Source organism: Mycobacterium sp. NGS27 (assembly GCF_059813005.1).
The window spans coordinates 188,076-202,011 of record NZ_JCALDT010000002.1; the positions used below are offsets into that span (position 1 = coordinate 188,076).

At 67.6% G+C, this 13,936-nt stretch carries 16 protein-coding genes; 8 read left to right on the top strand and 8 right to left on the bottom strand.

Annotated elements, in window-relative coordinates; genetic code table 11:
* The first annotated feature begins 35 nt into the window (after window positions 1-35).
* Window positions 36-848, top strand: a complete 813-nt coding sequence (locus tag AC5Y30_RS05430) for an LppU/SCO3897 family protein (protein WP_499917098.1) — start codon at window positions 36-38, stop codon at window positions 846-848.
* 160 nt (window positions 849-1,008) lie between these two features.
* Window positions 1,009-2,958: an acetate--CoA ligase gene (gene acs, locus AC5Y30_RS05435; RefSeq protein WP_499917099.1), complete on the top strand. Its 1,950-nt coding sequence runs from the start codon at window positions 1,009-1,011 to the stop codon at window positions 2,956-2,958.
* Window positions 2,959-2,969: 11 nt separating this feature from the next.
* On the opposite strand, the gene AC5Y30_RS05440 is transcribed toward acs, so the two are convergent.
* On the bottom strand, window positions 2,970-3,668 hold the full coding sequence (locus AC5Y30_RS05440) for a S1 family peptidase (RefSeq protein ID WP_499917100.1): 699 nt from the start codon (window positions 3,666-3,668) through the stop codon (window positions 2,970-2,972).
* Between the two features lie 206 nt (window positions 3,669-3,874).
* On the opposite strand from AC5Y30_RS05440, the gene AC5Y30_RS05445 reads away from it, so the two are divergent.
* Entirely contained in the window at window positions 3,875-4,417 is a 543-nt protein-coding gene (locus tag AC5Y30_RS05445) for a phage holin family protein (RefSeq protein ID WP_499917101.1), read from the top strand.
* Window positions 4,418-5,377: an alpha/beta fold hydrolase gene (locus AC5Y30_RS05450; protein WP_499917102.1), complete on the top strand. Its 960-nt coding sequence runs from the start codon at window positions 4,418-4,420 to the stop codon at window positions 5,375-5,377.
* A 7-nt stretch (window positions 5,378-5,384) separates the two neighbouring features.
* Here AC5Y30_RS05450 and marP read toward each other — a convergent pair whose 3' ends face one another.
* Genes marP through nth form a run of 4 tightly spaced genes read right to left on the bottom strand, consistent with a single transcriptional unit; the run spans window position 5,385 to window position 8,800 of the window.
* The gene (gene marP / locus AC5Y30_RS05455) at window positions 5,385-6,578 is read right to left on the bottom strand and encodes an acid resistance serine protease MarP (protein WP_499917638.1); all 1,194 of its coding nucleotides are present in this window, start codon (window positions 6,576-6,578) and stop codon (window positions 5,385-5,387) included.
* A gap of 5 nt (window positions 6,579-6,583) precedes the next feature.
* Window positions 6,584-7,399, bottom strand: a complete 816-nt coding sequence (locus tag AC5Y30_RS05460) for an NUDIX hydrolase (RefSeq protein ID WP_499917103.1) — start codon at window positions 7,397-7,399, stop codon at window positions 6,584-6,586.
* Window positions 7,400-7,429: 30 nt separating this feature from the next.
* A complete protein-coding gene (locus AC5Y30_RS05465; RefSeq protein ID WP_499917104.1) occupies window positions 7,430-8,086 on the bottom strand; it encodes a TlpA family protein disulfide reductase in 657 nt (218 codons plus the stop codon).
* 33 nt (window positions 8,087-8,119) lie between these two features.
* The gene (gene nth / locus AC5Y30_RS05470) at window positions 8,120-8,800 is read right to left on the bottom strand and encodes an endonuclease III (protein WP_499917105.1); all 681 of its coding nucleotides are present in this window, start codon (window positions 8,798-8,800) and stop codon (window positions 8,120-8,122) included.
* 189 nt (window positions 8,801-8,989) lie between these two features.
* On the opposite strand from nth, the gene AC5Y30_RS05475 reads away from it, so the two are divergent.
* A complete protein-coding gene (locus tag AC5Y30_RS05475; protein ID WP_499917106.1) occupies window positions 8,990-9,370 on the top strand; it encodes a hypothetical protein in 381 nt (126 codons plus the stop codon).
* A gap of 104 nt (window positions 9,371-9,474) precedes the next feature.
* A complete protein-coding gene (gene crp, locus AC5Y30_RS05480; RefSeq protein ID WP_007772229.1) occupies window positions 9,475-10,149 on the top strand; it encodes a cAMP-activated global transcriptional regulator CRP in 675 nt (224 codons plus the stop codon).
* Window positions 10,150-10,272: 123 nt separating this feature from the next.
* On the opposite strand, the gene AC5Y30_RS05485 is transcribed toward crp, so the two are convergent.
* Genes AC5Y30_RS05485 through sp36 form a run of 3 tightly spaced genes read right to left on the bottom strand, consistent with a single transcriptional unit; the run spans window position 10,273 to window position 11,713 of the window.
* Window positions 10,273-11,076 (bottom strand): MBL fold metallo-hydrolase, encoded by an 804-nt coding sequence (locus tag AC5Y30_RS05485; protein ID WP_499917107.1) that lies wholly within the window; start codon window positions 11,074-11,076, stop codon window positions 10,273-10,275.
* A gap of 5 nt (window positions 11,077-11,081) precedes the next feature.
* Complete coding sequence (locus AC5Y30_RS05490; RefSeq protein ID WP_499917108.1) at window positions 11,082-11,537, bottom strand: RidA family protein; 456 nt, start codon at window positions 11,535-11,537, stop codon at window positions 11,082-11,084.
* 14 nt (window positions 11,538-11,551) lie between these two features.
* Window positions 11,552-11,713, bottom strand: a complete 162-nt coding sequence (gene sp36, locus AC5Y30_RS05495; protein WP_007772224.1) for a Sp36 family protein — start codon at window positions 11,711-11,713, stop codon at window positions 11,552-11,554.
* 35 nt (window positions 11,714-11,748) lie between these two features.
* On the opposite strand from sp36, the gene bagA reads away from it, so the two are divergent.
* Window positions 11,749-12,768 carry an ATPase BagA gene (gene bagA / locus AC5Y30_RS05500; protein ID WP_499917109.1) on the top strand — a complete coding sequence of 340 codons (1,020 nt, stop codon included), beginning with the start codon at window positions 11,749-11,751 and terminating at the stop codon, window positions 12,766-12,768.
* Complete coding sequence (bagB, locus tag AC5Y30_RS05505; RefSeq protein ID WP_499917110.1) at window positions 12,765-13,922, top strand: ATPase BagB; 1,158 nt, start codon at window positions 12,765-12,767, stop codon at window positions 13,920-13,922. The genes bagA and bagB overlap by 4 nt, the downstream gene beginning before the upstream one ends.
* The last annotated feature ends 14 nt before the right edge of the window (window positions 13,923-13,936 follow it).

The window sequence follows — 13,936 nt, forward strand, 5'->3', positions numbered from 1 at the left end:
TGCCCGGCACGGCGTCGCCAACTTAGAATTCAGCCGTGACTGTGGCGTATCTGGCCTCGGACTCGGCGGTGCGGGCGGGTCGTTTGATGTTCTCCCTCGGTGTGCCGGCAATTGGATTGGTCTGCCTGGTTATTGGGCTGGTGGAGCGCTCGCGCCGCCGCCGGCGGACACCCGCCTACCCGCCGCCGCAGTATCCCCCCGGTTACGCCTATCCGCCACCGCCGGGCTACCCGGTTCCGCCGTATCCGGCCCATCCGGGTTACGCGCCGGGTCATCCGCTGCGGCCGCGGACGCCGAAGTCGGCCACCGCGCTCATCACCATCGGCGCGGTGCTGCTCGCCCTCGGCATCCTCGGCAACGCCGTGCGGGTGCTGCCGGAGCGCGGCCGCGCAACGCGCACCGCCGACCCGTCTTCCCCGTCTACGGCGGCCGCCGGGCCTCAGATCGGTCAATGCTTCAGTGAATTCGACGTCGGCATGGGCTCGTTCGACCGACCCACCGACTGCGCGGATCCCGTGGCGACCTACGAACTCGCCGCCAAAGGCGGTCCGACAACAATGTGCCCCGATGGCAAACGCGATGACTCCGTCTATTCGCGCCTGACGAACGAATCCCACATCCTGTGTTTCGCCCCCAACCTTCAACAGGGGCACTGCTACCTCAGGACGGACGAGCGTACGACGGCGACGTGGACGCCGGTCGATTGCAACGAGTCTCGGTTCGCACGGTTCAAGGTCGGCAAACGCATCGACGGCGACACTGATGCAGCGCAATGCCCGCCCGAAACCAGGGCCAACGCGTACCCCAAGCCCCCGCGCCTCTATTGCTTGGCGATCGTCGACTCTTGAGCCGCTCAGCACGCGGTGATCGGGCGCACCTGGATCAATGATCAAGTGTGGGTAGCCGGGCATCAGCACTCGCACAGCCACGCCTCACCCGGCTAGGCTCGCAGTCGGCCAAAGCGTGAGGCCGCTCCCACGGCGCAGTCTCGACACAGGAGAGAAGCCAGTGACCGCCACCAATTCCGCGGGCCCGTCGTCGTATCCGCCGCCGGCGCAGTTCGCCGAGCAGGCCAACGCCGGCGAGGAACTCTACCGCGAGGCCGAGGATGACTGGTTGGCGTTTTGGGCTGAGCAGGCCAATCGGCTCGCGTGGGCGACGCCGTTCACCGAGGTGCTGGACTGGTCCGAAGCGCCGTTCGCCAAGTGGTTCGCCGACGGCAAGCTCAATGTCGCCTACAACTGCGTCGACCGCCACGTGGAGGCCGGGCACGGGGATCGAGTCGCCATCCACTGGGAGGGTGAACCCGGCGACAGCCGCAGCCTGACCTACTCCGACCTGCAGGCCGAAGTGTGTAAAGCGGCCAACGCGCTGACCGACCTCGGTCTGACCGCCGGCGACCGGGTCGCGATCTACCTGCCATTGATCCCCGAAGCGGTGATCGCGATGCTGGCCTGCGCGCGCCTGGGCGTCATGCACAGCGTGGTGTTCGCCGGTTTCACCGCCAAGGCGTTGCGCGCCCGCATCGCCGACGCCCAGGCCAAGCTGCTGATCACCAGCGACGGGCAGTTCCGGCGCGGCAAGCCCGCCCCGCTCAAGGACGCGGCCGACGAGGCCGTCTCGGCTGCCGACAGCCCGGTCGAGCACGTGATTGTGGTGCGGCGCACGGGAATTGATGTGTCGTGGAACGACGAGCGTGACCTGTGGTGGCATGACGTCGTCGACGCCGCATCGGCCGAACACACCCCGGAACCCTTCGATGCCGAGCAGCCCCTGTTTTTGCTGTACACCTCGGGAACCACCGGCAAGCCCAAGGGCATCGTCCACACCAGCGGCGGCTATCTGACCCACGCCTCGTACACGCACTACTACGTCTTCGACATCAAGGCCGAAAGCGACGTCTTCTGGTGCACCGCCGACATCGGCTGGGTCACCGGGCACACCTACGGCGTCTACGGTCCGCTGTCCAACGGGGTCACCGAGGTTCTCTACGAGGGCACGCCCGACTCGCCAACCCAGCACCGGCATTTCGAAATCATCGAAAAGTTCGACGTGACAATCTATTACACCGCACCCACGCTGATCCGCACGTTCATGAAGTGGGGACGCGAGGTTCCCGACGCGCACGACCTGTCCAGCCTGCGACTGCTGGGGACGGTCGGTGAACCGATCAATCCCGAAGCGTGGCGCTGGTACCGCAAGGTGATCGGCGCTGAGAGCCTCCCGATCGTGGACACCTGGTGGCAGACCGAAACGGGCGCCACGATGATCTCCCCGCTGCCCGGAGTCGCCGCGGCCAAACCCGGTTCGGCGATGAGGCCGCTGCCGGGCATCTCGGCCAAGATCGTCGACGACCACGGCGATGAGCTGACGCCGGTCGTGCACCAGGGCGAACACATCACCGGCTATCTGGTCTTGGACCGGCCGTGGCCGTCGATGCTGCGCGGCATCTGGGGCGATCCGGAACGATACGTCGAGACCTACTGGTCCCGGTTCGCCGAGCAGGGCTGGTATTTCGCCGGCGACAGCGCCTATTACGACCGCGACGGCGCCATCTGGGTGGTGGGCCGCATCGACGACGTGATGAACGTGTCGGGGCACCGGCTGTCGACCGCCGAGGTGGAGTCGGCGCTGGTCGGCCACGCCTCGGTGGCCGAGGCGGCGGTGGTCGGGGCGACGGATGCGACCACCGGCCAGGCCATCTGCGCGTTCGTCGTCCTGCGTGGCGATCACGAAGTGCACGACGGGATCGTCGACGAATTGCGCGTCGAAGTGGCCCGGGAGATCTCACCGATCGCCCGCCCGCGCGAGGTCCACGTGGTGCCCGAGCTACCCAAGACCCGCAGCGGCAAGATCATGCGCAGGCTGTTGCGCGACATCGCCGAAAACCGCGAATTGGGTGACACCTCTACGCTGCTGGATCCCGACGTGTTCGACGCGATCAGGGCCGCGAAGTAGTCGCTGCCTCCTCAGCCCGGAAGTGGGCTGAACCCCGCACCGGGCCGATGTTTGGCGTTGATGTCGCCCAGGACGGCGTTGAATGACACCACAACCGCCGGCGTATGCAGCGGGATGTATTTGATGATGCAGGTCGGCAGGTTGTCGCTGAACGCTCCGTGGATCATCCCGACCAACTGATTGTTGACGGTCACCGGAGCGCCGGAGTCGCCCGGTTGACCGCAGACCTGCATGACGATGGTGCCCGGTGACTGACCCATGCCCCACGTGACGCCGCACGAATTGCCGGTCGTGCGGCCCTGTTTGCAAGCGATCTCGCCGAAGGCGGGGTCCGGGCCGACGCCCGTGATCAGGAAGCCGTTGAAGTTGGCCACCGGTGTCACCTTGGCCGGGTCGAACTTGATCACGGCGTAGTCGAGGTTGTCGTTGCCCGCCACCATGGTGCCCAACACGCCCGCGTTCTCCGCGCCCTCGGCGGTGACCTGGGCGCCGGGGCCGCCGCAGTGCGCGGACGTGAAGCCGATCAGCTCACCGGCGGCATCGCCGCCGATGGTGGTCAGGGTGCACATGGTGTCGCCGTTGATGACGATGCCCGCACCACCGCCAATCGGGATGCGCACGTCAGCGGCAGCGGCTCGGGCAAAAGAACCTAGGGCGGCCACGAGCAGGGCAACCATTGCCAGTAAGAAGCATCGGTGCGCCCTCCGCACAGCCCCACTCCTATCGGTAGGCCGGACATCACGGCCGGCTTGGCCGAGTGTAATCGCCCGGGATGTGATGTTTCGCTCCGGCGAGAGCGCGTCGGGCTCCGCGGCGTAGTGCTCGGCCGGCATCGTCTGGCTTCTCCTGTCCAGGCACCACATGGCAACATGAACCGCGATGACCGGGAGCCGGCGATGACGAAAGAGGACCGTCTGTGAGCAAAGCCGATGACAAGAACGGTGTGCCCAGCACCCTTACCACGATTCCGTTGACGGACCCGCATGCCAAACCCGCCGAGCCGTCGATCGGTGATCTGATCAAGGATGCGACCACCCAGGTCTCCACGCTGGTGCGCGCCGAAGTCGAACTGGCCCGCGCCGAAATTACCCGCGACGTCAAAAAAGGTCTCACCGGAAGCGTCTTCTTCATCGCGGCGCTAGTGGTGCTGTTCTACTCCACCTTCTTTTTCTTCTTCTTCGTCGCCGAGCTGCTCGACACCTGGCTGTGGCGCTGGGCTTCTTATCTGATCGTGTTCGGGTTCATGGTGTTCGTCGGCGCCGTGCTGGCCCTGCTGGGCTTCCTCAAGGTGCGCCGGATCCGCGGGCCGCGTCAGACCATCGAATCGGTCAAGGAGACGCGCACCGCGCTCACGCCGGGCCACGACAAGGCCCCCGGCGACGCCAAGCAGCTCCCCGCGTCGCCCGGCCGGCACGCGAAGCCCGGAAACGGTGCTGTCGGCGATCCATCGGGTTGGTAGATGGCACCGCCGGATCCGTCGGTAACGCGCATCGAGGGGCCGTGGCGCCACCTCGATGTGCACGCCAACGGCATCCGCTTTCACGTCGTCGAGGCGCTCAACGACGCCGACGGGCCGCCCGCGACCGCCCGCCCGCTGGTGATGCTGCTGCACGGTTTCGGGTCGTTCTGGTGGTCTTGGCGCCATCAGCTACGCGGACTGCGCGGCGCGCGGGTGGTCGCCGTCGACCTGCGCGGCTACGGCGGCAGCGATAAGCCGCCCCGCGGCTACGACGGCTGGACGCTGGCCGGAGACGCCGCCGGGCTGATTCGCGCGCTGGGGCATTCGTCGGCGACCTTGGTGGGCCACGCCGACGGCGGGCTGGGCTGCTGGGCCACCGCCTTGTTGCATCCGCGACTGGTGTCGGCGATCGCGCTGATCAGTTCTCCGCATCCGGCGGCGTTGCGACGATCCACGTTGACGCGGCGCGACCAGGGTTACGCGCTCTTGCCGACGCTGCTGCAGCACCAGATCCCGTTGTGGCCCGAGCGGCTGTTGACCCGGGACAACGCCGCCGAGATCGAGCGCCTGGTCCGAAGTCGCAGCTGCGAGAAATGGCTTGCCTCCGAAGACTTCTCGGAGACCATCGGCCATTTGCGGACGGCGATCCAGATTCCGGCGGCCGCGCACAGCGCGCTGGAATACCAGCGCTGGGCCGCGCGCAGCCAGCTGCGCGACGAAGGCCGGCGTTTCATGAAGTCGATGAGCCGGCAGCTCAGCGTGCCGCTGTTGCATCTACGCGGCGAGGCGGATCCCTACGTACTGGCCGACCCCGTCGACCGCACCCGGCGCTACGCGCCGCAGGGCCGCTACGTATCCATCGCGGGCGCAGGGCATTTCAGCCATGAAGAGGCGCCCGAGGAAATCAACAGGCACCTGACGAAGTTCTTGGAGCAGGTGCACCTGACCCGGACGCGGTAGGCGCGGCTCAGCCGACGCAGGACCCGGTTCCCACCAGCTGGGTGTCACCGATCCTGGACAGCTGACCCGCCACCTCGTCGGCGGTCAACACGAAGCCGGTGTCGGGGTCGTCGACCGCCGCGCCGAACACCACGCCGAGCACGTGACCGTCCAGATCGATCAGTGGGCCGCCCGAATTGCCTTGCTCCACACTGGCTCTGATCGTGTAGACGTCACGGGTGACCGGTGCGGGATCCCGGTAGATGTCGGGTCCGCTCAACTTGATCAGCTCGCGGATCCTGGCCGGGGTCGCGGTGAAGTTCCCGCCACCGGGATAACCCAGAACCACAACGCTGGCACCGGTTTTCGCGTCGCCTTGGGCGAAGGCGAGTGGGGGCGGCGGCAGGTTGGGGACAGCCAGGATCGCGACGTCGACCGCCGGATCGTAGGACACCACGGTGGCGTCGAGGGGATTGCCGCTGGCATAGATCTGAACACTGTTCGAGCCGGCCACCACGTGCGCATTGGTCATCACCCGGTCGGGTGCGATCACAAATCCGCTGCCCTCCAACACTTTCTGGCAACTGGGGGCCAGGCTGCGGACCTTGACCACGCTGGGCGCGGTGGCCTGCACCACCGGGTTGCCGGCCAGCTCGGGATCGGGAGATGCGACCGGGATGACCGGGGTGCGGCTGAACGGCTCCAGCACCGCGGGCAGACCGGAGGTATTCAGCAGCGCGGACAGCCGCTTGGGCACCGTCTTGAGCCAGGGCGGCGCGACGTCGTTGACCCGAGCCAGCACTCGCGAACCGCGAACCGCGGCGGCCAGTTCCGGCTGGTCCTTGGACTGGGTCAGCGGCGTCGCCAACAACCACGCCGCGGTCAGCACCACGACGAGCTGGACCGCCACCCCGATGACCGAGTCGACCGTCCGGATGGAGCGGCTGCGGATCGCCCCGCGCACGGCCCGTCCGAGCACCACACCGGCGACCTCGCCGATGACCACGAGCGCGAGGATCAGGAACAGTGCGGCAAATAATTTCGCGCGCGGCGCGGCGATGTGGCTGACGAGGTGAGGCGCCAGCAGCACGCCCGCGATTGCGCCGAGTAGGACCCCGACGAACGACAGCAACGACCCCAGCGCGCCGGACCGCCAGCCGGAGATCGCCGCGATGAAAGCGACCGCGAGGACGGCGACATCCAGCCACTGCGACGGAGTCATGGAATTCATCGAGACCCACCGCCTTCGCCGACCAGCGCCATCGCCGCGTCCAACTCCCGCTCGTCGGTGGTGTCCCACGGTTGAGCCCAACCGGCGACGTCCAGCAGCGCGGAAATCACCTGGCCGGTGAATCCCCAGACCAGCATCTCGTTGAGCAGAAACGCCGGCCCGGCCCACCGGCGGCCGAGATCGCCGCGGTACACCATCAGCCGGTTGTCCGGATTGATGAAGGCGCGCAACGGAACTCGCGCCACGATCGCCGTTTCGGCGTCGTTGACGACGCCGACGGGGCCGGGATCCGGCGAGTAGGCCAGCACCGGGACCACGTGAAACTGCGACGGCGCGATGAACATCTTTTCCATCGTGGCCAGGGGGGACAGCCTGCTGACGTCGATGCCGGTTTCCTCGCGGGCCTCGCGTAACGCGGTGTCCACCGGACCGTGGTCGGTGGGATCGGAGGCACCGCCGGGGAATGCGGCCTGGCCGGCGTGGTGGCGCAGAGTCGACGCCCGCACGGTGACCAGCAGGTCGGCCTCGGCGGGGAAACCCCCGTCGCGCGAGCCGGATTCCGGACCGGAGAACAACACCAGGACGGCGGCCTCGCGGCTGGCGCCGCGCAGGTTCGCCACCGCCGATACGGCCTTGCTGGTGATCATCGCCAGCACGTCGGCCGGCAGGCGGCGCCGGGCCGCATCGGGGACGTCGTCCAGGTTGTCGACCAGCGGACGCAGCCACGACGGGCAGGCGTCAGGCCTCAGCGGAACGGTCCCGCGCGCGGGAGCGGGGTCCCCATTCCGCAGGGGCGAACCCCCAGCACTCACGGCCCCTCCAGTCGGGTTCAATTTGTCCGCTTATCCCCTGTCGTCGCCGATCGCGGCGGCGATCTCATCGGCAGTGTTGAAAGCTCGTGGCAGCGTTTGGGCAACGCTACCGTCCGGCCGCAGGACCACCGTCGCGGGCATCACATTTACCACCCGCAGCGCGGCCGCGACCCGGCGGCGACCGTCCTGCAGCGTCGGCAGGCGCACCCCGAGCTCGGCCAGCCGCAGCAGCGCCGCCGTCTCGTTCTCGTCTTGATGCACCGTCACCACCATCACGTCGGAACCGGCCCGACGTTGATACTCGGCCATCGCGGGCAGTTCGGCAGCGCACGGCGCGCACCAATACGCCCACAGGTTGAGGACCACCCGGCGCCCGGCCAGCGCGCGCGCGACGTCGACCACCGATCCGTCGGCGGCGCAATCGACCGTCACCCCGCGCAGCGCCTCGGGGCCGTCGCCGGCTCCGGCGGCGGGGCACGGCGGCAGGTCGGCGCGGCGCCGCGGGCCCGACAACGCGGCGGGCGTATCGGCGTCGCGGTGTTCCCGGTCGGCCACCTTCTGATCATTCGCCGGCATCGAGGGCGAGGCGGAGTCGTCGCGCAGCTGGGCAACCAGCGCCGCGATCAGCGCCGCCACCACCGCCAGGATCGCGATGTGCCAGCGAGCCTTCCGGGTCAGCGTCGGCATTGCGGTCCCAGTGCGCGTCGTTCGCGGGCCGGCCTACAGCCCGGCCAGGGCGAGCAGGTGCTCGGTTTCCGGGCCCTTCACCAAGGGCGCGGCCAGCGCCGGCTCGGTGGGGCCGAGGCCGAAAGACGGGCAGTCTTTGGCGATCAGGCAGACGCCGCACGCCGGTTTGCGCGCGTGGCAGACCCGGCGGCCGTGGAAGATCACCCGATGGCTCAGCATGGTCCAGTCGTTGCGTTCGATGAGCTCACCGACGGAGTGCTCGATCTTGACCGGATCCGTGTCCGCGGTCCAGCGCCACCGGTGCACCAGCCGCGCGAAATGGGTGTCCACGGTGATGCCGGGAATCCCGAAGGCGTTTCCCAGGATGACGTTGGCCGTCTTGCGCCCGACCCCGGGCAGGGTGACCAGTTCGGCCATGGTCGACGGCACCTCGCCGTCGAACCGTTCAACCAGGGCCTGCCCCAAACCGATCAGCGAGGACGCCTTATTGCGAAAGAAGCCGGTCGGGCGGATCAGCGTTTCCAGCTCGACGCGGTCCGCTTGCGCATAGTCCAGCGCCGACGGATACCGCTTGAACAACGCCGGCGTCGTCAAATTGACCCGCTTGTCGGTGCTCTGCGCCGAAAGGATTGTGGCGACCGTCAATTCCAGCGGCGTCGTGAAATCCAGTTCGCAGTGGGCGTCCGGAAACGCTTGTGCCAGAGCACGATTCATCCGCCTCGCCCGTCGCACCAAGCCGACTCGAGATTCCTGCGACCGACGTCGCGAATCGGCGCCACCGGGTTGGGCCGGAGTCGATTTCGAACGCCCGGACGACTTTGCCGCTGTCACCTACGACAGAGTACTGATTTCGTGATCTCGTCGAGACCCCGTGTTGATTCAAGGCGATGTTTACTCTTCGATGTGTCGTGGTTGCTGGTGGCCGGCGTTCCGGCGCTGCTGATGCTGGCGGCGCTGGGTCTCGGGAAGCTCGAGTCCGAGCTCACCCCTGCCGCTTGGCCGGTGGCCGACGCCGGCGAGCTCCTCGAGCGTGCCGACGCTGTGGATATGCACACACTCGCCGCCGAAGGCATGCCCGAGGCGCTGGAATACCTGCACCGGCGCGAGCTCGCGCAGCTGCCTGAGTCCCCGGCGAACGGGCGCGGTGGTGGCCCGCGCCACGCCGCGCCGTCGTTCGCCGTGCGCTTCGTCGACCGCGATGAAATGACGCTTCCGACCCGGATACACGGCCATTCGCACGTCAATCCGCAGTTTAGGGCACCTCGACACGCCAATCCTGTGTAGCGTTGGCACGTTAGACACAACGGCGTTCCTCTAGACTCGTCACGCGAGCAAGGGGTTAGCCTGCCCGTAGCACACTAATTTTCTGGGAAAGTTGAAGAGGCAACGTGGACGAGATCCTGGCAAGGGCAGGAATCTTCCAAGGGGTTGAACCCGGCGCAGTCACAGCGCTGACCAAGCAGCTGCAACCCGTCGACTTCCCCCGTGGACACACGGTCTTCGCTGAGGGGGAACCCGGCGACCGGCTGTACATCATCGTCGCGGGGAAGGTGAAGATCGGTCGCCGTTCACCTGATGGGCGCGAGAACCTGCTCACGATCATGGGCCCTTCGGACATGTTCGGCGAATTGTCGATCTTCGACCCCGGTCCGCGGACGTCCAGCGCCACCACCATCACCGAGGTGCGCGCGGTGTCGATGGACCGCGACGCGCTGCGGGCGTGGATCGCCGATCGTCCCGAGATCGCCGAGCAGTTGTTACGGGTGTTGGCCCGGCGCCTGCGCCGCACCAACAACAACCTGGCCGATTTGATCTTCACCGACGTGCCCGGCCGGGTGGCCAAGCAGCTGCTGCAGCTCGCGCAGCGGTTCGGCACCCAAGAGGGCGGCGCCATGCGGGTGACCCACGACCTGACGCAGGAAGAGATCGCGCAGCTGGTCGGGGCCTCGCGGGAGACCGTGAACAAGGCGCTGGCCGATTTCGCCCACCGCGGCTGGATCCGCCTGGAGGGCAAGAGCGTGCTGATCTCTGACTCCGAGCGCCTGGCGCGCCGAGCGAGGTAAGCGCGGGCGAAGCCCGCGCCGGCTCTCGAGTGTGCAGCCAGGCCCTCGAGTGTGCTCATAGGGCGGGAATTCCGCGAATGTCCCGCCCTCACGACACGCTCAACGCCGTGAGCGCCTGCCGGTTTATGCCGACGGCTCCGAGCGCAGGTGATTCAGCTGCACCTGTACCGACCACTCGGCGGCATCCCACAGTTTCTCGTCGACATCGACATAGACGTGTTCGACGATCCGGCGGGCGCTGGCGTCCTCCCCCAGCTCGCGCAACGCCGAACGGACCTGATCCAATCGCTCCCGCCGGTGCACGAGATAGCCCTGCGCGACGCTTTCCAGATCGGCCAGATCCGGGCCGTGTCCGGGTAACACCGTGCGTCGGCCCAGGCCGCGCAACCGCCGCAGCGATTCCAGGTAATCCGTCAGGCTGCCGTCCTCCTTGTCGAGGACGGCCGTGCCGCGGCCCAGGACGGTGTCGGCGGTCAACACGGCATCGTCGAGCAAAAAGGACAGCGAATCCGCGGTGTGGCCGGGGGTCGCCAGCACCTTGATCTTGAGGCCGGCGGCATCGATCACCTCGCCGTCGGTCAGCTCCCCGCCGAGGCCGCGCAGAAAACCGCTACCCGCCGAGCGCACCGTCGCGCCCGTCAGCTCGACGAGCTTGTCGATGCCGTCGGTGTGATCGCTGTGGCGGTGGCTGATCAGGACCAATGCGATACGGCCGAGCGCCGCGACCCGCGCGATGTGGCCGTCGTCGTCGGGTCCGGGGTCCACGATCACCAGCTCGTCGCTGCGCGGGCCGCGCAGCACCCAGGTGTTGGTGCCCTCGAGCGTCAGCAGCCCGGGATTCTCGGCCAACAGGACCGACGCGGTCTCGGTGACCGCCCGCAGCTTGGCGTATGCGGGATGGGTCAACGACTCGGCGGCCTGGGTCACGGACGTCAGCCGACCTCCACGATCAGCTCCACTTCCACCGGCGCATCCAGTGGCAGCTCGGAGACGCCGACCGCCGAGCGCGCGTGCGCCCCCTGTTCGCCGAACACGTCGGCGAGCAGCTCGGAGGCGCCGTTGATGACGCTCGGCTGGCCGTTGAATCCCGGCGCCGAGGCGACGAACCCGACGACCTTCACCACCCGGGTCACCTCGTCGATCCCCACCAGCGAGTCGACGGCCGCCAGCGCGTTGAGCACACAGATCCGGGCCATCGCCTTGGCATCTTCGGGGCTGACGTCGGCGCCGACCTTGCCGGTGGCCGACAGCTTTCCCTCCCGCATGGGGAGTTGGCCCGCGGTGTAGATCAGGTTGCCGGTGCGCACCGCCGGTACATAGAAGGCCAGCGGCGCAACCACCTCCGGGAGCGCGAGGCCGAGCTGGCCGAGCCGGGCCGAAGCAGTCATCGGACCCGACCCTTTTACTTGGGCCGCTTCAGATACGCGACGTGCTGCTCGCCGGTCGGCCCTTGCAGCACCGACACCAGCTCCCAGCCGTCGGCGCCCCACTGGTCCAGGATCTGTTTGGTGGCATGCGTCAGCAGCGGAACGGTGACGTACTCCCATGCGGTCGGTTGGCTCATGCCGCGAGCTTATCGGGTCGGGCTAGCATGCGAAGGTGGCAACCACATCGAGCGGCGGAGCTGCCGTCGGCTGGCCATCGCGCTTGACGAAGGCCCGTTTACATTTCGTGACCGGCAAAGGCGGAACGGGTAAGTCGACCATCGCGGCCGCGCTGGCACTGACCCTGGCCGCGGGAGGACGCAAGGTCCTGCTCGTGGAAGTCGAGGGCCGCCAAGGGATTGCACAACTCTTCGATGTGCCACCCCTGCCCTATCAGGAGGTGAAGATCGCGACCGCCGAGCGCGGCGGTCAGGTCAACGCCCTGGCGATCGACATCGAGGCCGCCTTCCTGGAATACCTCGACATGTTCTACAACCTGGGCATTGCGGGCCGCGCGATGCGCCGGATCGGTGCGATCGAGTTCGCGACGACGATCGCGCCGGGCCTGCGTGACGTGCTGCTGACCGGCAAGATCAAAGAGACGGTGATACGCGTCGACAAGAACCGGCTGCCGGTTTACGACGCGATCGTCGTCGACGCCCCGCCGACCGGACGGATCGCGCGATTCCTGGATGTCACGAAGGCCGTGTCCGATTTGGCCAAGGGCGGCCCGGTGCATTCGCAGGCCGACGGCGTGGTGAAGCTACTGCACTCCGAACAGACGGCCATTCACTTAGTCACCCTGCTGGAGGCGCTGCCGGTCCAGGAGACGCTGGAAGCCATCGAGGAGCTCGCCGAGATGCAGCTGCCGATCGGCAGCGTGATCGTGAACCGCAACATTCCCTCCTACCTGCAGCCGGCCGATCTGGCGAAGGCCGCCGAGGGCGACGTCGACGCGGACTCGGTGCGTTCGGGATTGGAGAAATCCGGAATCAGCCTGAGCGACAAAGACTTTGCCGGCCTGCTGACGGAGACCATCGAGCACGCCACGGTCGTCGCCACCCGCGCCGAAATCGCCCAGCAGCTCGACGCGTTGAAGGTGGCGCGGTTGGAACTACCGGCAATCTCCGACGGGGTCGACCTCGGTAGCCTTTACGAGCTGTCGGAATCGCTTGCACAGCAGGGAGTTCGATGAGCACCACACCTAAACAGCTTGACATGGCGGCCATCCTGGCCGACACGACCAACCGCGTGGTGGTGTGCTGCGGCGCCGGCGGGGTGGGCAAGACCACCACCGCCGCCGCGATCGCGCTGCGTGCCGCCGAATACGGCCGCAACGTCTGCGTTTTGACGATCGATCCGGCCAAGCGACTGGCGCAGGCGCTCGGGGTCAGCGACCTCGGTAACACGCCGCAACGCGTCCCGCTGGCGGCGGAGGTTCCCGGCGAGCTGCACGCGATGATGCTCGACATGCGTCGCACCTTCGACGAGATGGTGATCCAGTACTCCGGACCGGGTCGCGCACAAGCGATTCTGGAGAATCAGTTCTATCAGACCGTCGCCAGCTCACTCGCCGGCACGCAGGAGTACATGGCGATGGAGAAGCTGGGCCAGCTGCTGGCCGAGGATCGCTGGGACCTGGTGGTCGTCGATACCCCGCCGTCGCGCAACGCGCTGGACTTCCTGGACGCGCCGAAACGGTTGGGCAGCTTCATGGACAGCCGGCTATGGCGGCTGCTGCTCGCACCGGGCCGGGGCATCGGGCGATTGGTCACCGGCGCAATGGGTTTGGCGATGAAGGCGATGTCCACAATCCTGGGTTCACAGATGCTCGGCGACGCCGCGGCGTTCGTGCAGTCGCTGGACGCCACCTTCGGCGGCTTCCGCGAGAAGGCCGATCGCACCTACGCGCTGCTGAAAAGGCGTGGGACGCAGTTCGTTGTGGTGTCCGCGGCCGAACCGGACGCGCTGCGGGAGGCGGCCTTCTTCGTCGACCGGCTTTCGCAGGAAGGCATGCCGCTCGCCGGGCTGGTCTTGAACCGCACCCATCCGCCGCTGTGCTCCCTGCCGGCCGAGCGGGCGATCGACGGCAGCGAAATGCTGGAGCAGGAAGGCGACTCCGAAGCCGCGTCGCTGGCCTCGGCGGTGTTGAAGATTCACGCCGACCGTGCGCAGACCGCCAAGCGGGAGATCAGACTGCTTTCCCGATTCACCGGGGCCAATCCGCACGTGCCGGTCATCGGCGTGCCGTCCCTGCCCTTTGATGTGTCGGACCTGGAGGCGCTGCGCGCGCTCGCCGATCAGATCACTTCGGTAGTGGACGATGCGGGCCGGGCGACGGCCCGCTGAAAACCTTCCGCCCC

What these genes read in the sequence shown, in the direction of transcription:
- AC5Y30_RS05450 (WP_499917102.1), top strand. Translation starts at nt 4,418, where the DNA reads ATGGCACCGCCGGATCCGTCGGTAACGCGCATCGAGGGGCCGTGGCGC.
- marP (WP_499917638.1), bottom strand. Translation starts at nt 6,578, where the DNA reads ATGACTCCGTCGCAGTGGCTGGATGTCGCCGTCCTCGCGGTCGCTTTC.
- AC5Y30_RS05465 (WP_499917104.1), bottom strand. Translation starts at nt 8,086, where the DNA reads ATGCCGACGCTGACCCGGAAGGCTCGCTGGCACATCGCGATCCTGGCG.
- nth (WP_499917105.1), bottom strand. Translation starts at nt 8,800, where the DNA reads ATGAATCGTGCTCTGGCACAAGCGTTTCCGGACGCCCACTGCGAACTG.
- AC5Y30_RS05490 (WP_499917108.1), bottom strand. Translation starts at nt 11,537, where the DNA reads ATGACTGCTTCGGCCCGGCTCGGCCAGCTCGGCCTCGCGCTCCCGGAG.
- sp36 (WP_007772224.1), bottom strand. Translation starts at nt 11,713, where the DNA reads ATGAGCCAACCGACCGCATGGGAGTACGTCACCGTTCCGCTGCTGACG.
- bagB (WP_499917110.1), top strand. Translation starts at nt 12,765, where the DNA reads ATGAGCACCACACCTAAACAGCTTGACATGGCGGCCATCCTGGCCGAC.